Here is a 19,410-nt window from a genome sequence, read left to right on the forward strand (position 1 = left end):
TACGCGCCTCCCTTAATTATTGGATTCATTATACTCATGAGCAATTCGCACCGTCAAGGAAAGGGAAACACTTGGAGGCGATTCGAAAAATCGCAGCGCTTACGCGGCGAAAAATGTAAAAAAGTCCGCCGTACATAGACAATCGTCCTCCAGTTCAGGCGAGCCGGAGGACGATATATAAGCAGCGGCGGATAAATGCCGCGGAAGGGTCCGCAGCGGACACAGCGCCGGTTGTACGCTGTGGAGGAGACAGCGGCCAGCCGGAGGGGCCGCGCGGCGGCGGATGCCCCGCCCCGCCGCTTCCGCCGTACGCCAGCGTCTCCCACTGGCGTACAAACCCCATCGCCGCGCCGCGCAGCGCGGCGTCGTCGGTGGCCAGGGAGCGGGCGTACTCCCTGGCCGTAACCCCGGGCGGCGGCGCCCCGAAGCGCGCCGTCAGCCCATGCCAGGCCAGGGCGGCGGCGCGCAGCTGCCGCCCGCGGCCCGCGCTGCCGCCGCGCAGCAGCGCCGGCAGCAGTGCCAGCGCCCGCCGCCAGCGCCAGGCGGCGGCAAGCCCCAGCGCCGCCAGCGCAGGCGGCGCGGGAGGCCCGCCCGCCTGCGGCAGGGCGGGCAGCGGTGCGTCCGCGCCGGGATGCGCGGACGGTTCCGGTTCCGCGGCGAGCCCCGCCGCGGAATCCGGGGCCGCAGCCAGCGCCGCTGCGGCCGGCCCGGCGGGCGTCGGGTCAAACGGCACCCAGCCCGCCCCGGGGAAGTACACCTCCACCCAGGCATGGGCGTCGCCTTCGGTGACGGCAACCCGCTGCGGCATGGAATCCGGCACCGGCGTGCCCGGCGCGTATCCCTGCACGTAGCGTGCGGGAATTCCGCCGGCCCGCAGCAGCACGGTCATCGCCGTGGCAAAATGCACGCAGTAGCCCTGTTTGGTCACAAACAGGAAATCGTCGGCAAAGTCGGCGCCGTCCGGAGGGATCCGGGTATCCAGCGTATAGGTATACCCCCGCTGAAGGTAAGCCATTACCGCTTCCGCTGCGTCGTAGCGGCTCGGAGCAGCTTCGACCAGCGAGGCGGCCAGCATTTTAACCCGCGCCGGCAGCGTTCCGGGTAGCTGCAGATCGCGATCAGCCACCTCCGCGGGATCAGCCCCCGTCAAGGTCCGCAGCCGGTCAGGCCGGCGCTCCGGCAGTACGGACTCCACGGTGTACCCGGTAATGCCAGCGTCGCGGGCCGACGTCTCCGGCAGGTAATACGCGCCGTCTCCTCGCGTGAGCACATAACCAAGCCGGCTGCCGTCCGCCAGATCGATCTGCCGGATATCCAGCACGATTCCCGCATGGAACAGCGGAAAGCCGCCTGCGGACGGCACAGCCAGCTCGATCCGCTGAACCAGCGTCCGGCCGCTCCCGGTCAACGCTCTTCCAGGAGCTGCCGCAGGCAGACTCGTCAGATTTTGCGGCTTGGGCTCCGTCTCTTCTCCTGCCCAGCGGCGGCCGTCATATACGGCGGCGCTGTCGCCGCGCCAGTATACCCGCTCGGGGGTAACCGCAGTGAACACCGGCCTGTTCCCGGGCTTAAGCGGAGCGCCCATTTCCTGGCCGACGCCGCCATATCCGGTAGTGCCGGCAATGGCGCCGGATGCAGGTTCGGCTGCAGCAGAATAGCTTTCGCCCGCCCTCGCTTCGGCAAAATCCCGCCACTCTTCCAGCGTCTTGCGGATGGAGACCGGCTTTGCCTCCTGCGGGGCGTGCACGGCTCCCCCGGCCCAGACGGCGCCGGAGAGAACGGCAGCCAGGCCGAGTCCCGCCGCCGTCCACCGGCCGTAGGGCAGCGCAAAGCTGCGGGTACGCTCGGCAAGCCGCAGCAGACGGCTTTGCGCCAGCAGCCAGACGATAAAGCCGAGCACCGGCGGAATATCCCCGGTGACGTCGATTTGAAAAAACAGATCCAGCGCCAGCAAATACACCAGCGTACAAACCGCAAACAGCGCCGCGCTGCCCCGCAGCAGCGCGAGCTGCTGGACCGAGCAGACCAGCAGCCCCCAGCCCAGGGCCAACAGCAGCAAACGGCTGTCTTCGCTTAAAGCCGAGGTCTGCAAAAAAACAAGCGACCGGGCATCTCCGGCCACATGGGCGATGTGGCTATACCATCCGCCCGGCCCTTCCGGCGTGGCGCAAAGACGCTGCCACGCCAGCACTATCAGGAACAGCCTGCCCGAAACGTTGATACTTCCGGGCAACCGGAAGCTTCCGGTAAGCAGCAATGCCAAAGCCAGCAGCAGCAAATGTTCCAGCATGGCTTTTGCGGTCGCCGTCCCGGCAAACCGGTGCAGCGGGAGCAGCCATTCCGCGAATAGACCGGCAATGGGGAGCGAGAACAGCAGACGAAAATACAAAGGGGCCGGAGGAATGATCGTCTCCTGCCCCTTCGTCCGCTCCGCAGCCGCCGATGTTTCCGCAATCGGAATTCTTCCGTTCCCGGAGCCGTCGTCCAGTCGCCAACTGGTCCCAGCCCCTGCGGAAGCTACCGGCAGAGGTTTAGCGAACTTTCGGCGTTTCCGCGGACTCATGCCGATCCTCTCCTCTGCGCCCCATTCCTCCCGGCATCGGATCCAGGCAATACAGCTTCGCGCCGAGCCGGGCCAGGCTGGCGCTGATCGTATCATGTCCGCGGCCCGGAGACGGCTGATCCCATACATAATACAGCTCCACTTTAACCCCGTGGAGCATAAACTGGGCCAGCTTTCTTGCGGCCGCTTCTTCCAGCCGTCCGGTGATGACCGCTACCGACATCCCCGGCAGCCACGCCGCGGAGGCATCGGCCAGCAGCTGTTCCAGCGCACGTTCGCCGCCAGGCGTAATTTCGGCCAGCAGGTCCTGTACCCGGACCGGCAGCTTGCCGACGCCTTCATGTCTGGCATGGCCTTCCGGCCAGCCGCCGGTAAACAGCTGCACATAAGCGCCGGAACGTTCCGCGGAGAGCAGCAGGCCCATGGCGGCAGATACCGCCCGCTCGAATGCCGGGGTGGAGCCGTTCCGCCGGGAACGCGGCAGCAGAGCGGATACGGGAGATGCATAGCTGTCCGGATCATTGGCCAACACGATGCTGGTCATCTTGCCGCGCTCTTTTTCCTGTACCCGGCTTTGCAGCGTTCCCTTACGGGCGCTGTTCTTCCAGTGAATCCGGTTCAGCGGATCCCCCGGCGCGTAGTCGCGGGTTTCGGCCGGATCACCGCTCCCGCTCTCCCGGTTATGCGGCAGAACCCCTCCGGCCAATACTCCGCCTACCGGCAGCGGTCCACCCATATACAGCGGCTTCGGCAGCACCTTGAAGCTGGCTTCGCCGCCGTGCTGAAGGCTGCCCGTAAACAAGCCGGGAATATCCCCCCAGCTGATGCCGCAGACGCGCAGCCGGTGAACGCCCCGCGTTGTCTTTTTCAGCAGATAGTCATACTTCAGCTTGCGGCGGAAGCCCGGAAACAGCAGCTCCCGGTGGCATACACCGCCCCAGTCGTCCGCGACAATCATCCATGGCAGCGGAAGCGGGGAGGCAAAGGCAAGCTCCACCTCGACATGTACTGAATCCCCCGCCAGCGGTTTGGGCGGCGAGAGCTTTCGGGTAATCTGTACGTTCCTTGGGCCAAAGAGCTGCACCAGCAGCCCGCCCAGCATAAGGAATCCGGCCGCCAGCAGCAGATAGAACAGCGCGGCTCCGCCGCGCCAAGCATACAGGGTTCCGATCACTGCGGCGATTACGCCCATCCGCAGCCATTCGGCCAACATCCGCCGCACCCGGCCGATCCTCGGCGGGGCATGCTCCGGCAATGCCTGTGGAGATTGCTTATTCAGAGATGATGAGGGCAAAAGGCATCCTTCCTTTATCGGGTAGACTAGCTCCCGGGGGCGGTCTGCGGTACTGCGCGCCGGCCTCCGATGCGGAGCCTAATATTGTCTATTCTTCCCACAAAAAAGCGTGACCAAACCCCGCCATTTCCGTCCTAAACGGCATCGCCCGCACAAATCACCCTGCTTTGACCTTGCGCTCATCGGCCGTGACGCTCACCGACTTCGGCGGATAACCTACAGTCTCAAGCAGCTCGCGGAGGCCTACCCAAAGCGATGAGCCGATCAGCGAAATCCGCACGTCCCGTGTCACTGCTGTGGCTCCCAAACGTTCCATTACCAATTGCTGGCGCTCCGGGTCCGCCGTCACCACGCGGCCGCCCCAGACGACCCTGCCCCTGTGCGTCGCGGCATCCCAATACACCTTGCCTCCAAAGCGTTCGACCACCGCCCGCAGCGGCACCATGTATTGGCCGGACACGATACTGTATTCGCCCGGCTTCAGCTCCGTCTGCATGTTGCCGACCTCGAGTACCAGCGGCTTGCCGGGAGCAAACAGCGCGGCATTCGGCGCAATATTGGAGGCGACCCAAGCCGCGGAGGGCGGGATGCGGCCGGCGGCTGCGGCTTTGGGCGAAACGCGGAACTGCACCGGAGCGGCGTTCGGATCAAGCACATCAAAAGCATACCCGGCGGCTTTGAAACGCTCGATGATATGCGGCAGCGCCTGGGCGCTCGCTTCATGGCCCGCGCCGTCATGCAGCAGCAGCACCACCTCCCGCGATTTCAGGTCTGCTGTGGCCTCCTGCAGAATCTCTGCCGCCGGAACGCCCTTCCGCCTGGAGTCCCCGCTGTCCACGGTCCAATCCATGACGTTATATCCCGCCTGCTTCAACAATTTAAAATAGGTGGAGTCAAAATGACCGTATGTGCCGCCCGGTGCCCGCACCAGCTGCGGCCGGACTCCGGTGATCTCCCTGACGATCTCCTCCGTTTGCTTGATCTGTTTCCAGAATACGGTGAAGGAGCTGTAAAGCTCGCTATAATTATGATTATACGTATGATTTCCGATGACATTCCCTTGTTCCGCGATAGCGGTAATCAGCTCCGGGCGGGTCTGGGCCTGATTGCCCAGCACAAAAAACGTCCCTTTGACCCCATAGTTTTGTAAAATTTGCAAAACCTTGCGGGTGACGATGCTCGGGCCGTCGTCAAATGTAAGGTAGACGGTTTTTTGCGGGCGCACGGCCGACTGGACTGCAGGCTGGGCCGCAGATTTGGCGGCTGCCTGGGCAGGCTTGGCGCTTGCGGCTATGAGCTTGACGGGCGGCGAGGAATCGGGGTTTGCGGATGCGTGAGGCTGCGGCTTCGCGGCCGCGACGGTCAACATTTGCGTCGCAGCGGCAAGGGGATTATTCTTAGGGTGAGGCGTAAAAGCAAAAATCGGCAGCGTCAGCAGCATGCCGATCAGGATCACGCGCAAGTATAGTTTACGTTTGGAGCTGGCCTTCATCTTCTCTACCTCCGGTATCTCGCGTTTACCGCGGAATCGATTGATAGATTGTATGAAGACAAGCCGGGAAATAGAATGAGGCAGCGGCCTCGGGGAGTGATTTTCGTCAGATGGAAATGCTGCATTATATTCAAGAGCTGTTTGCCCGCTACGGGTACAGCGTGCTTTTTTTCGGATTGCTCCTGGAGTTTATAGCCCTTCCGTTCCCGGGGGAGACGACGATGGCCTTTGCAGGCTTCCTTTCATATACGGGGAGACTCGACTTTGCGACACTAATTGCCGTCGGGCTGGCCGGAACGACGGTCGGCATGACCATAACCTATTTCATCGGCCTGAAGGCCGGTTTGCCTTTTATCCAGCGTTACGGCAAGTGGATTCTGTTCTCGCCCGCCAAACTGGAGAAAACCCAGCACTGGTTTGACCGGTACGGCAGCTTTTTTGTCTTCATCGGTTATTTTATTCCCGGTGTCCGCCATTTTACGGGATATTTGTCCGGCATCATTGCCCTGCCTTTCCGCAAATTCGCGATGTACGCTTACTCCGGCGCGCTGTTCTGGGTTCTGCTTTTTCTGAGCGTCGGCAAAGTATTCGGTCCGCAGTGGACGGGCATCTTCCATCTGTTTGAGACTTATGCGATGCGCATTGCCATCGGCCTGGTTGTTCTGGTCGCTTTAATCGTGGTCTATCGCAGCCGGCGCAGTCTGCGCGCACAGCTGCTGCGTCTGAGAGCCCGCTTTAAAGTCAAAGCCAAAATCAAGCAAACCTCAAAAGAACGTTAAATCGCGGAAAAGAGCCGCCCGGATTGTCACGATGTGACATCCGGGCGGCTTTTTGTTATTCGCCAAAGTGATTCCTGCGCACCCTCGGCCTGTTATGCGCCAGAGTGGCCCCTGCCTGCTCTCGGCCGCCTGTTGAGCCATTGGCGGACTGCCGCATACCCGGCCAGCAGGAGGGCGATAAACGCAAACCCTGCCCCCCCGGCAAAACCCAGCGTTCTCGGCTCCACCCGATCCAGCAGCCACCCGGCAAACAGCATGGACAATCCCATCAGCGTACCCGAAACGGCGGCCAGGGTTCCGAACAGCGCCGGCTGCAGCCAAGCAGGCGTCTCCCGCATCACCAGCGTATCCAGGCAGGCATTGCCCAGTCCCGAGGCTAGCGAGAGCAGGACGTAGAGCATGAAGGCGACGCCGATGGAGCGGCTGCCGCTGATTGCCATAAGCGTCAGCCCTTCTGCCAGCAAGCAGACCAAAACGATGAACAGCAGCCTGCGGCGGATATATCGCACGGCCAAAGCGCTGACGCTAAGCCCGATGCCGAGCGCCGCATAAAACGCCCCCACGCCGGCATCGCCCGCATGAAACACTTGCACCGCGTACACGCTGATCAGCACGTTGTCCCAACCGTTCAGCAGCGGTACCAGACATTCGTAGGCAAGGACCACTTGCAGAACAAGACTGCCTGCGAGTACGCCGGCCAGCGCCCGCCTCCGGCTGCCCGCGGCTTCGCGGCGCTCTTCAGTTTCCGTACTGCCTGCGGGCTCTACTCTATGCTTATCTTCACCCGAAGCCGATTGTCCCTCCGGCAGCTCCAGCCCCCACAGCAGCATGGCTGCGGCCAAAAAGGAAATCCCGTTAAAAATAAACGCTGCATCAGGACCAAACCACAGGGAGATTAAGCCGCCGGCAAACGCCCCGACAATCAGCACGCAGCCGGTCAACAGCTGTTCCAGGCTGTTGATGCGCAGCAGCGATTCCGGCTTTGCCAAGAGGGGAATCGAAGATTTGCGGACCGGCGCATAGACAGCCTCTCCCGCCGCCAGCACAAAGCTGCCGAGATACAGCAGCCAAATCATGTCCTTCGAGTCTACCAGCAGGAACGAGAGCGCCACCGGCACGCGAAGCAGATCGACGGCGATCATGAGCCTGCGGCGCGGTATTCTTGAGGCCAGCAGCCCGCCAAGCGGAGCCATAAACAAATACGGCAGCACCCGCAGGCCCAGGGCAATGCCGACCGCCATGCCGGAGCCGGTCACCCGCAGCAGCAAGGCGAGCATGGCGACACTGCTGAAGCGATCCCCGATCCCGTTGATCAATCCGGCCGCAAATAGCCGGCTGTAGCCTCGTGCAAGCCTGGAGCCTGATCGTGCTAGTTGCATAATAAGATCCTCCAAACACAAATTAATTAATCATCTAATTAGATGGTAGTCTAATATACATCGGAGTGCAATGCTTCTTTTTGAAATAAACAAAAAAGACCCGCCGCCACCATCCGGTGACCAACGGGTCTAAGCGATCTGTTATTCTATTCAGCCAAGCGGCTTAAGCCTCGCGGGAATTCGCCAATTGCGGTTTACGCGTTTGCTCGGGCTGTACTTCATCAACCTTCTGGAAGTCCGGCTGCGGCGATGTTTTCTTGATGAAGAAGGCCAGCACCAGAGCGATGACGGTGATCCAGGTAGCTACCGTAAAGGCATGCTGGATACCGGTTATTGTTGCTTCCTGCGTCAGTTTTGCCATGGCAGCCTTATCTGTCTGCGAAACGGAACCGCTCATTAAGGCGGAAGTAACTTCGTCTTTGGTCTTGTTGGTCATGATACTGACGAACAAAGCCATTCCGAGTGCGCCGGCAACGGTACGCAGCGTATTGGCCATTGCTGTTCCGTGCGAGTTCAGGCGTTGCGGCAGCTGGTTCAGACCTGCGGTCATAATCGGCATCATCAGCATGGACATCCCGAACATCCGCAGCGTATATACCAAAATCAGGTGCGTGTACGTGGTTGAATCCGAAATCTGGCTGAACTCCCAGGTGGTTGCGGTCGTAATCAGGAGGCCGACAACCGCCAGCCATTTCGCGCCGATTTTATCGAAAATAATCCCGGTGATCGGCGACATGATACCCATCAGAATCGCGCCCGGCAGCAGCATCAAGCCGGAACGCATCGGTGTAAAGCCGCGGATCGTCTGTAAATAGATCGGCAGCAGGATCATGCCTGCATACATCGCCATCGTTACGACAATATTAACAACAGTAGTCAAAGAATACATATTATAGCGGAAAATCCGGAACTCGAGCAGCGGCGTGTCTGCCTTCAGTTCACGCCATACAAAAAGAATGAACATGGCAACGCCAACGGCAAGGCATGTAATAACCGTCGGGCTGTTCCAGCCGTCCGTACCGGCGTCGCTGAAGCCGTAGAGCAATCCGCCAAAGCCCAGCGTCGAGAACACCACGCCCGACTTGTCGAGCTTAGGCGTGCTGAGCTTGCCTACGTTGCGCATGCCCACAATGCCGATCAGCGTAGCAATCACGGCCAGCGGCAGCACGATGTAGAACAACACGCGCCAGGAGTAGTTCTGTACCACCCAGCCGGACAAGGTCGGTCCGACCGCCGGAGCGAAAATCATCGCCACTGCCATCAGGCCCATCGCCTTGCCGCGCTCTTCAATCGGGAAGATCCGCAGGAATACAATGTTCATCAGCGGCATCAAAATCCCCGCGCCGACCGCTTGAATGACCCGGCCGACCATAATCGTCTCAAAGCCCGGTCCGACGGCGCACACCAGCGTCCCTATCGAGAATAGGACCATCGCTGTAATAAACAGCTGGCGGGTGGTGAATTTTTCAACCAGATATGCACTGATCGGAATCAGGACCCCGTTCACGAGCATAAAGCCCGTCGTCAGCCATTGCGCCGTGTTGGCGGTAATGCTCAGGCTTTCCATCATTTTCGGCAGCGCCACGTTCATCAGCGTCTGATTCAGCAGCGCTACGAATGCGCCGATCAGCAGCGCCGCAATAATCGGTCCCCGGCGAAACGACTTCGTCTCGGCAGCAGCACTTGCACTTAGTGTACTCATAACTAGTAGTTTTCTCTCCCTTGTTCTAAAATTTGCACGATCCGGCAATGCAGACGAAGCAGCTCGTCGACATCCTCCGGCTCTACGGCCAGGAGCGGCTGCAAATGGCGCCGCAGGGCCTGCCTGCTTGATTCAATAATTCCCTGTCCTTTGCTGGTCAATGCAAGCAAATACATCCGTTTGTCGCTCGCGCAGCGGTCTCTGGTAATAAGCCCCGCCTTGACCATCCTGTCGACGATTCCGCTGGCCGCGCTGTTGCCCAGATGCAGCAGTTCGGCAAGCTCCGTGACTCCGACGTCGGGATGCATGGATATTTTGCGCAGTACGCTTAGCTGCACGGACGTAATTTCAAGTTCATCCGCGATTTTTCGCAGAAGCTGAGAATAGGCCTGGCTGATCCGGCGAAAGGATGTCAGGATTTCATCCAGTTGCCGCTCTTGTTCCTCCAACTCCAATCACCTCGGTCAAATACTTCGCATGCGAACTATTCTACTCTTTACGTAATTACCCGTCAATGCATTTTTGAAAACAATCTGAAATTATTATTGGTGTTTCAGAGCTTGTTTCATTTCCAGGCAAAAAAAGAACGCGTCCTTAGAGGGACACGCTCTTCATTGAATATTTGCGTTAAAGGGTGCTGCCGACGATCTCGCCCAGCGCTGGCTTTATTCTGCCGGCGGCTTGCTGGCGCGGCTTCTCGCTGCCGGTATCCAGTCCTTTGGCGATGGACATCATCAGCTTGATCCGGTTCGCCTGGTTGACCACGCTGACGCCGGCATCGTAATCAATGGCCGAGATATTGGCGCCCGGATACAATTCCTTGAGGCCCTTGATGCTGCCGCGGCCGGTGATATGGTTCGGCAGGCAGGCAAATGGCTGAATGCAGACGATGTTGTTTACGCCGTTGTCGAGCAGGTCCATCATCTCCGCCGTGAGGAACCAACCCTCGCCCATCTGGTTGCCGACGGAAACGAGCCGGCTCGCTTTTTCGGCCAGACCGTAGATATTCTCCCGCCCTTTCGCCAGTCCCGCCTGTTCCAGCGCGGCTTTCACCGGCTTGCGGTATATTTCCAGATAAGAGATCAGCATCGGGTTGATATAACCGAGCTTTTTGCTTTTGCCGAACTGCTCGGCTTTGTAGATCGGGTTGTATACACAGTAGAAAATAAAGTCCAGGAAATCCGGCATCACCGCTTCTCCGCCTTCGGCTTCGATCATATCGATGATGCGGTTGTTGGCATCCGGATGGAACTTGATCAGGATTTCGCCGACGATGCCCACTCTCGGCTTCAGCTTCGTCGTCACCGGCATGCGGCTGAAGGATGCGACGATTTCCCGGGTCAGCCGTTTGTACTCACGGAACGAGAAGTTCGACAAGCTCGCCTTGCAGCGCTCCATGCCTTGGCGGAACAGCTCTTCCGCATTGCCCGGAATCACTTCGTACGGCCGGAATCGGTGCAGCAGCCGCATCATGAGATCGCCGTAGCAGGCAGCGGCAATGAGGCGGTTCGCCAGCTTGAGGTTGATTTTGAAGCCCGGCTGGTTCTCCATGCCCGAGGCGTTCAGCGAGATGACCGGAATCTGGCCCAGGCCCGAATCCTTCAGCGCCTTGCGCAGCAGGGAAATATAGTTCGTTGCCCGGCAGCCGCCGCCGGTCTGGGACATGATCACAGCGGTGCGGTTCGGATCATAGTCTCCGCTCTTCAGCGCCGACAGGATTTGCCCGATTGTGACGATCGCCGGATAGCAGGCGTCATTATTCACGTAACGGAGGCCTTCCTCCGTCTCCTGCGGACCGGTCGTCTCCAGCACCTTAAGCCGGTAGCCCGCATCGCGGAACACGCGCTCGAACAGCTCAAAATGAATCGGCGACATTTGGGGCGCCAGAATCGTGTAGGTTTCTTTCATTTCCTTCGTAAACGGGACATTTGCCTGCGTCTTATACAAAAGCTGCGGCTGAACGTTGCCCTTCTCCCGCTCGCGCATCGCTGCCATCAGCGAACGCAGCCGGATACGCGCCGCCCCGAGATTGCTGATCTCGTCGATCTTGATAAGCGTATACACCTTGTTGTGCCGCTCCATAATCTCCTGCACGGCGTCGCAGGTGATGGCGTCGATGCCGCAGCCGAACGAAGTCAGCTGCACCAGCTCCAGGTCGGTCCGGCCGGAAGCGAGCCGGGCTGCCCGGTACATCCGCGCATGGTAGGTCCATTGGTTGACGACGGCGACGTCGCCTTCACTGCGGTCCAGATGGCAGACGGAATCTTCCGTCAGCACCGCCAGTCCCATGCCCGTAATCATATCGGCGATGCCGTGATTGATTTCCGGATCGGCATGGTACGGATGCCCGCAGAGCAGGATGCCCTTTGTTCCCGTCTCCTCCAGGAATTTCAGCGTCTCTTCGCCCTTGGTCCGCACATCGTTTTTGGCGCGCTCCGCTTCGGCCAGCCCCGCCTGCACCGCAGCGGCGATCTCCTCGCGGGAGATGTCCGTAAAGGTTTTGGACAGGCCCTTGATCAGCGCGGAAATGTCGTCAAAGGTCAAAAACGGGCTGACGAGCGGCACGCCGCCTTCGCGCAGGCCGTCCATATTGTTGCGGATGACCTCGGGATAGGAAGCGACAACCGGGCAATTAAAGTGGTTGGTCGCCGCTTCGTCTTCTTTTTTCTCATAGACAATCGCCGGATAAAAGATGAAGTCGACGCCTTTGCCGATCAGGCTCTGCACATGCCCGTGGGCCATCTTGGCCGGATAGCAGATCGATTCCGAGGGGATCGTATCCATGCCGCTTTCAAACAGCTTTTTGCTCGATTTCGGCGACAGCACCACCCGGTAGCGCAGCGCGGTGAAAAAGGTATGCCAGAACGGATAGTTCTCGAACATGTTCATGGTCCGCGGAATGCCGACGCTGCCGCGTACGGACTCTCCCTCCGCCAAGCCGGTATATTCGAAAAAGCGTTCATATTTATACTGCATCAGGTTCGGCAGATTGTTTTTCTTCTTTTTGCCGCCGGCGCCGCGTTCGCAGCGGTTGCCGGTGACATGGAAGCTCTTATCCGGGAAGCGGCTGATTGTCAGGGCGCAGTTGTTGGCGCACAGGCCGCAGCGGCCCGGCGAGACCTCATAGGTGAACGTCTCCAGCTCATCCGGCCCGAGCAGCGTGCTGTAGCCGTATTCTCCGGCATGCTCCTTGGCCAGCAGCGCGCAGCCGTAGGCCCCCATAACGCCGGCGATATCCGGTCTGACCACCGTGCGTCCGGTCAGCAGCTCGAAAGCCCGCAGTACCGCTTCATTGTAAAACGTTCCACCCTGGACGATAATGTTGCGGCCGAGATCCTCGGGGTTGCGGATTTTGATGACTTTTTGCAGGGCGTTCTTGATGACGGAATACGCCAGTCCGGCAGATAAATCGGCCAGTGAAGCGCCTTCCTTCTGTACCTGCTTCACCTTGGAGTTCATGAATACCGTGCATCGCGAGCCGAGGTTGACCGGCTTGGCGGATTCCAGCGCGGCGGCGGCGAATTCTCCGATGCCCAGCTCCAGCGCCGAAGCAAAGCTCTCCAGGAAAGAACCGCAGCCCGCGGAGCAGGCTTCGTTCAGCATCAGGCTGTCGATCGCGCCGCCGCGGATTTTAATGCATTTCATGTCCTGGCCGCCGATGTCGAGGATGAAATCGACCTCCGGCATAAACTTGGAGGCGGCCTTGTAATGGGCTACCGTCTCCACTTCGCCGCCGTCCGCCTTCAGCGCGGCCTTAATCAGCCCTTCGCCGTAGCCGGTGGCGTAGGCGCCGGCAATATAGCAGCCCTCCGGCAGGATGCGGTAAATCTCCTTCAGCGCATCGGTGACCGACTGCAGCGGGTTCCCTTTATTGCTGCCGTAAAAGGTATGTAGGATTTCATCGTCCTTGCCCGTAATGACGAGCTTCGTCGTCGTTGAACCGGCATCGATGCCGAGATAACAAGGCCCCGTGTACCCGGCCAGTTCGGCGCGGGCCGCAGACGCCCGGCCGTGGCGCTCCCGGAAGGCCGCCAGGTCCTCAGGCTGGGCGAACAGCGGCGGCAACTCCGCGTCCGCGGCACGATCCGCGGCGAAGTCGACCGCTGCGATCCGGGCAATCCAGTCGCCGAGCGGCAGTGCGAGCGGCTCGCTCTCCGCGAGCGCCGAGCCGATGGCGACGAAATACTGCGCCCGCGGCGGGAAGAGAATATCGCCTTCGTGCAGATCCAGCGTCTCGGCGAACCGTTTGCGCAGTTCCGGCAGGAAGGTCAGCGGTCCGCCCAGGAAGGCGACCTTGCCTTTGATCGGCCGGCCGCAGGCAAGTCCGCTGATCGTCTGGTTGACGATGCTCTGGAAGATCGATGCCGCGACATCCTCGCGGCGCGCGCCTTCGTTCAGGAGCGGCTGCACGTCGCTTTTGGCAAACACGCCGCAGCGGGAAGCGATCGGATAGATCCGCTCATGCTTTTCTGCAAGCGTATTCAATCCAGCAGGATCGGTCTGCAGCAGCGAGGCCATCTGGTCGATAAACGCGCCGGTGCCCCCGGCGCAGGCCGTGTTCATCCGCTGCTCGATGCCGCCGCTCAAATAAATGATTTTGGCGTCCTCGCCGCCCAGTTCGATCGCCGTATCGCACTGCGGGATCAGCTCGCTGATCGCCTTGGTACAGGCAATGACCTCCTGGACGAACGGGACGCCGCCTAGCTTGGACAGCGACAACCCCGAGGAGCCGCTGACCGTAAGCGCCGCTTCCCTGCCCGGGAACCGCTGCTGCACATCGGTCAGCAGGCTCAAAGCGGCTCGTTTTACATCGCTATAATGTCTGGCATAATCTTCATAAAGTATCGTTCCCTGCTCCATGACGACCAATTTGGCCGTCGTTGACCCGATGTCGAGCCCGATCCGCAGCATCACCATGAAATCACCATGCCTTGCTCAAAATTTGAAGTAATTATGAGGCAACTATATCATGAGTGCGCCCGATAGAGGCTGTTAAAAATGTTACAGACAATACCAATAATTTACTATCATACTTTAATATTTCGCAATTTCCTCCAGAATTGCCGCCACATGGCCTTTAACCCGCACGTTCCGCCATTCTGCCTGCAGCTTGCCCTCTTCATCGATTAGAAAGGTCGAACGGACGAGGCCCATATACTCACGGCCGTACAGTTTTTTCAGCTGCCAGACGCCGAACATCTCGCAGACGTTATGGTCCTCGTCGGACAAAAGCGGAAACGGCAGGCGGTTCTTGGCGATAAATTTGGCATGGGATGCCGGAGGGTCCAGGCTGATACCGAGAATCGCGGCGCCCCGGGCCAAAATCCGCTCATGGGCGTCGCGAAAATCGCATGCCTCCTGCGTACAGGCCGGGGTCATATTTTTCGGGTAGAAATAAAGCACGACCTTACGGCCTCTGTATTCGCTTATAGCAATCGTCCGTCCCTCCGAGGACGGCAGGGCAAACTCCGGAACCGGCTCGCCGATCTGCGGCTTATTCATCAATCACCACTCCTATGTACGACTATTTTGTATAAATATTCCGAAATTGCGCGTATTCCCAAAAGAAATTATAATAGAGAGAATGTGAATGCGAAAGGAAGAACGAAATGCCACCAAGAAAGAAACGGCACGCAAAGGCCGGCAAATCGAAAAAGAAACCGCTGCTCTGGACTCTTCTTATTCTTCTACTATTGATTGCCGGCGGAGCTGCCATCTATTTCTCCTCTCTTGTAAACTCGCTTGGCGATATGCAAAAGGAAGGCGACAATTCGCCGTTCCAAAGCGTAGCGAACACCGACATTCAGGAGCCTGAGGCGCCGAAGTGGGAAGGCAAGGAGCCCGTAAACATTTTGCTCATGGGCGTCGATGCACGCGGCGTCAAGAAGGGCGAGGTTCCCCGCTCCGATACGATGCTGGTTGCTTCGCTGGATCCGGTGAAGAAAAAGTTCTACGTCTTCTCCATTCTCCGGGATACTTACGTTGATGTTCCAGAGCATGGCAAGGAACGCATCAATACCGCGATTACCCATGGACCCAATACGGCAATGCAGGCAGTCGGCGATTTGCTCGGCATTCCGATTCAATATTATGTCTATACCGACTTCCAGGGATTCATCAAGCTGGTCGATGCCGTCGGCGGTATCGATTATGAAGTGGAAAAAGACATGGTGTATAAGACGACTGCGGATGGTCCGGAATACGATATCGACCTGAAAGCCGGTTATCAGCATCTGGACGGCAATAAGGCGCTGCAATACGTGCGCTTCCGCCATGATGCAACCTCCGACTTTACCCGTACGGAACGCCAGCGCGGCTTCCTGAAGGCCGTGGCGGACAAAGTCATCAGCACCACGTCGATTCTTAAGCTGCCGAATATCCTGAAGCAGGTTACGCCTTACATCGACACGAACCTCGGTCTGGACGATATGTGGAAGCTGGCCAGCGTCGGCTACGACAGCTCCATGGGCGGCAGCGAGCAGATTCCGCCGATGGACCTGCTCGCCGAAGAGCGGACCGACGGCGGGGCTTCGGTCATCGGCGTCAAAGACGAAGATGCCCTCAAGCAATTCGTCCAGGATACGATGGCCGATCCGGTGCCAAGCGCTTCTCCGGAAGCCTCTCCGGGCAGCGATTCCGCCGGCGGCAACACAGGTTCCACGAATTCCACCGGTAATTAGATCAAACAATTTTAAGCAGCAGGCTGAACGGGCGAACGGCGGCGGAAATGACCGCCGGTTCGCCCGTTCCCTTGCCTGTAATCCCCGAAAGGATGATAACCATGAACCGCAGCACCTCGGAGCAATTGTATCAGGAAGCTTTACAGCACATCGTCGGAGGGGTGAACAGCCCTTCGCGCTCTTATAAAGCCGTCGGAGGCGGCGCGCCTGTATTCATGAAACGGGCCGCAGGCTCCCATTTCTTCGACGAGGACGGCAATGAATTTATCGACTACCTGGCCGCCTACGGCCCGATTATTACCGGCCATGCCCATCCGCATATTACGGCGGCGATTTCCGAAGCCGCGGCGAACGGCGTGCTGTACGGCACCCCGACGGCGCTCGAGATCAAGCTCGCCAAAATGCTGAAGGAAGCCATCCCTTCGATGGATAAGGTCCGTTTCGTCAACTCCGGCACGGAAGCGGTCATGACGACGATCCGCGTGGCCCGCGCCTATACGAAGCGCAGCAAAATCATTAAATTCGCCGGCTGCTACCACGGCCATTCCGACCTCGTGCTGGTGGCCGCCGGTTCCGGCCCGTCCACGCTGGGCATCCCGGACAGCGCCGGCGTGCCCGGCAGCATCGCCCAGGAGGTCATTACCGTACCGTTCAATGACCTGGACGGTCTGCGCGAAGCGCTGAACACCTGGGGCAGCGATGTGGCCGCCGTTATGGTCGAGCCGATCGTCGGCAATTTCGGCATGGTCATGCCGAAGCCGGGCTTTCTTGAAGGGCTGTGCAAGCTGACCCGGGCGAACGGCTCCCTCGTAATCTACGATGAGGTCATCACGGCCTTCCGTTTCCATTACGGCTCCGCGCAAACATACGCCGGACTCAATAATCATGCGGAGATTGCTCCGGACCTGACCGCTCTAGGTAAAATCATCGGCGGCGGCCTGCCGATCGGCGCTTACGGCGGCAGCAAAGAAGTGATGGAGCAGGTAGCTCCGCTGGGACCGGCCTACCAGGCGGGCACGATGGCCGGCAACCCGGCGTCGATCTCGTCGGGCATCGCCTGCCTTGAGGTTCTGCAGGGCAGTGGCGTCTACGAGGAAATGGAGCGCTTGGCCATTCGCCTGACCGACGGGCTGCAGGCTTCGGCCGACCGCCACGGCATTCCGCTGACGATCAACCGGATTCGCGGCGCGTTCTCCACACATTTCTGCAATCATCCGATTACGAATTACGACGAAGCGCAGGACACCGACGGCGAGCTGTTCGCCAGCTTTTTCCGGCACCTGCTGAACCGGGGCATCAACCTGGCTCCGTCCAAATACGAGGCCTGGTTCCTGACGACGGCACACACCGACGCCGATATTGATGTTACGCTTGAAGCGGCAGAGGCTTCCTTCGCGGCCATGGCGTCCGAACGCTAAGCAAGAGCTGTATATTCTGCCGGCTCATCAAAAATCCCGCTCTTCCTCCGGATTTCCGGAAAGAAGGGCGGGATTTTTTTGCGGATGCGTTGCTGCGACCCGCCTAGGCAGCGGACCGCTGCGTTTATTTGCGCAAATCGTAAAGACTCCGGATCTCCACGCCTTGCGGAAGCTTAAACGGATGCTCGGCATTGATCCGGTCATAGAACATGACGCCGTCCAAGTGGTCCAGTTCATGCTGGAATACGATGGCCTGATAGCCCTTGAAGCGTTTGACCACTTCCTTGCCGTTCAGATCGTAGCCTTTGACCTTTACCGACTCGTAACGCGGCACAAAACCTTCGACCGGGCGGTCCACCGACAGGCAGCCTTCGCTTTCCGGCAAATAAATCATGGATACGGAATGGCTGACGATTTTGGGATTCACCCAGTAATGCTCGACAATGTCGCCCTTCTCATTGTTCAAATACGTCACGAACATCCGCTTCGCTACGCCGATCTGGTTAGCGGATAACCCGATCCCCGAACGGAGCTTGTATTTGGCCGACAACTCGGGATCCTGGCTGTTCTTCAAAAACTGCATCATCGCCAGCAGCGTCTCCCGGTCCTCCTGCTTCAGAGGCACCGGAACCGGCTCGGCAACCTGCCGGAGTACCGGGCCTCCTTCTCTCACGATATCGTCCATCGTAATGATGTAATCGGCTGTAAATCTGGAATTCGTCAAACCTTTCCTCCACCTTTGCCTGTACAGGCTGTAATCTTCTTTAGCGTTCATTTTAATGCAGTGTATGCCCGTATTACGGATTGATGAATGCCGTACGCAGCTTGCTGCTGTAGTTCACGTCGAACCCGAGGCCCGTGGCAAGCGCCGCGAGCGGGAGGTACGTCTTATCTTCCTTGCCGACCCGCTGCAAAAATGCCGGCGTGGCAATGGCGACATCCGCCCCGTTGACCTTGATCGTCTTCGCGCCGATCGTGATGACCACCGTCCGGCCGCCGTAGACAATGATAGCGCTGGACGTTTTGTTGTCCCATTTGCCGGTTGCGCCGACCGCATTCAAAATATCTTTCAGCGCGAGAAAGTTCTGATTATTCCGGATTATCGGCTTGTTCGGCGTATTCAGCTCCACGCCCTTCACCACGATCGACATCGGCGCGGCGCCGGAGGTCGATACTGCGGCTGCCGGAACGCGGTATTCGCCCCATACCAGATCGGCAAACACGCGGGCGATCTCCTCATACCCGAGCTGCGTTGGATGGAAATCCGCTGCGCCTGCGCCGATGATATGCGTCAGCGATCCTTCGACCCCGGCAAAAGCTGCCGCGACATGGGCCACCTTGACGGGAGCTCCAGGCTGATTTAAGCTTTGCGCCACGGTGTCTGCGGCTTTTGTCAGCTGGGCTGCTGCATCCATCAGCCGGCTGTACGCCGCGCCTGCGGCGATTTTTGGCGCTGGCTGGTATTGATCCGCGAGCAGCACCGTCACCTGCGGATTCACCGCCCGTATATTTTCAAGGGCACTCTTTACGTTACTGCTGTAATCGGCAAGCTTTGCCGCCAATTGGGTATTGAAGTCGGCATCGCTCAGCTCCTTCGCCTGCAGAAACAGACTGCTGACATCATTGCCGCCGATCGTAATCGTCACCAGGTCCGCATCCGCCAGCTCCAGTTTGATGTCCGGGGTTTTCGCTGCAAAGTCGCCGATCCGCGGATCCCGCAGCCCCTGCTGGATCGCCTCTGCGCTTGTCGCCGTTCCATTCTTGATGGCTTCCGTGTAATTGCGCAGCCCCGAGGTCGTCAAGCCCAGAATGCCGTAGTTGCCAAGCTCGCTCCGGCCGTGGTACCAGCCCTGCTCAAGCAGGCGCTCGGGATAGCCGTAAGCCTTCACTGAGGGATCGGTCATGCCCGGCTCATAACCCGCCGTAATGGAATCGCCCAGCGCGACAATGCGGAAGACGTCCGGTGCATCCGCGGCCGCAGCCGGCTTGACGCCCGGTACGGCGATCGAGGCGAGCAGCAGCACCGCGCCTGCGGCCATGCCAGATAAAGTTCTCCAAAGCTTTAACATGATATCCCTCCCGGATAAATTTATCGTTTGGAAT

The 19,410-nt window shown here is 59.2% G+C and carries 13 protein-coding genes; 3 read left to right on the plus strand and 10 right to left on the minus strand.

The annotated features are described in order from the left end of the window. Positions 1–154 precede the first annotated feature (154 nt). From BMW84_RS22435 to BMW84_RS22445, 3 genes are all read right to left on the minus strand, one after another. Complete coding sequence (locus BMW84_RS22435; RefSeq protein ID WP_175499005.1) at positions 155–2,563, minus strand: transglutaminase-like domain-containing protein; 2,409 nt, start codon at positions 2,561–2,563, stop codon at positions 155–157. Then, entirely contained in the window at positions 2,532–3,857 is a 1,326-nt protein-coding gene (locus tag BMW84_RS22440) for a DUF58 domain-containing protein (protein WP_139209676.1), read from the minus strand. Before BMW84_RS22440 ends, BMW84_RS22435 begins: the two co-directional genes overlap by 32 nt. A 157-nt stretch (positions 3,858–4,014) precedes the next feature. Further along, a complete protein-coding gene (locus tag BMW84_RS22445) occupies positions 4,015–5,349 on the minus strand; it encodes a polysaccharide deacetylase family protein (RefSeq protein WP_091072338.1) in 1,335 nt (444 codons plus the stop codon). Positions 5,350–5,459: 110 nt separating this feature from the next. Here BMW84_RS22445 and BMW84_RS22450 point away from each other — a divergent pair, with 110 nt between their 5' ends. After that, a complete protein-coding gene (locus tag BMW84_RS22450) occupies positions 5,460–6,128 on the plus strand; it encodes a DedA family protein (protein WP_091072341.1) in 669 nt (222 codons plus the stop codon). A gap of 92 nt (positions 6,129–6,220) precedes the next feature. On the opposite strand, the gene BMW84_RS22455 is transcribed toward BMW84_RS22450, so the two are convergent. From BMW84_RS22455 to bcp, 5 genes are all read right to left on the minus strand, one after another. Then, positions 6,221–7,507: an MFS transporter gene (locus tag BMW84_RS22455; protein ID WP_091072343.1), complete on the minus strand. Its 1,287-nt coding sequence runs from the start codon at positions 7,505–7,507 to the stop codon at positions 6,221–6,223. Between the two features lie 163 nt (positions 7,508–7,670). After that, the gene (locus BMW84_RS22460) at positions 7,671–9,209 is read right to left on the minus strand and encodes a DHA2 family efflux MFS transporter permease subunit (protein ID WP_091072346.1); all 1,539 of its coding nucleotides are present in this window, start codon (positions 9,207–9,209) and stop codon (positions 7,671–7,673) included. A 2-nt stretch (positions 9,210–9,211) separates the two neighbouring features. Beyond that, entirely contained in the window at positions 9,212–9,658 is a 447-nt protein-coding gene (locus BMW84_RS22465; protein WP_091072347.1) for a MarR family winged helix-turn-helix transcriptional regulator, read from the minus strand. 178 nt (positions 9,659–9,836) lie between these two features. Continuing rightward, positions 9,837–14,120, minus strand: coding sequence for a 2-hydroxyacyl-CoA dehydratase (locus BMW84_RS22470; RefSeq protein WP_254773115.1), 4,284 nt, complete (start codon positions 14,118–14,120; stop codon positions 9,837–9,839). Positions 14,121–14,243: 123 nt separating this feature from the next. Then, on the minus strand, positions 14,244–14,711 hold the full coding sequence (gene bcp / locus BMW84_RS22475) for a thioredoxin-dependent thiol peroxidase (protein WP_091072353.1): 468 nt from the start codon (positions 14,709–14,711) through the stop codon (positions 14,244–14,246). A gap of 107 nt (positions 14,712–14,818) precedes the next feature. Here bcp and BMW84_RS22480 point away from each other — a divergent pair, with 107 nt between their 5' ends. Beyond that, positions 14,819–15,889 carry an LCP family protein gene (locus BMW84_RS22480; RefSeq protein WP_091072354.1) on the plus strand — a complete coding sequence of 357 codons (1,071 nt, stop codon included), beginning with the start codon at positions 14,819–14,821 and terminating at the stop codon, positions 15,887–15,889. Between the two features lie 101 nt (positions 15,890–15,990). Beyond that, complete coding sequence (locus tag BMW84_RS22485; protein ID WP_091072356.1) at positions 15,991–17,307, plus strand: glutamate-1-semialdehyde 2,1-aminomutase; 1,317 nt, start codon at positions 15,991–15,993, stop codon at positions 17,305–17,307. Between the two features lie 124 nt (positions 17,308–17,431). Here the strand turns inward: BMW84_RS22485 and def are convergent, their stop codons facing one another. Together def and BMW84_RS22495 are read right to left on the minus strand one after the other, a co-directional pair. Next, positions 17,432–17,992, minus strand: coding sequence for a peptide deformylase (gene def, locus BMW84_RS22490; protein WP_254773117.1), 561 nt, complete (start codon positions 17,990–17,992; stop codon positions 17,432–17,434). A gap of 112 nt (positions 17,993–18,104) precedes the next feature. Next, positions 18,105–19,376: an SGNH/GDSL hydrolase family protein gene (locus tag BMW84_RS22495; RefSeq protein ID WP_091072361.1), complete on the minus strand. Its 1,272-nt coding sequence runs from the start codon at positions 19,374–19,376 to the stop codon at positions 18,105–18,107. Positions 19,377–19,410 lie beyond the last annotated feature (34 nt).

It is taken from the genome of Paenibacillus sp. NFR01, assembly GCF_900111565.1.
Taxonomy (GTDB): Bacteria; Bacillota; Bacilli; order Paenibacillales; family Paenibacillaceae; genus Paenibacillus_AQ.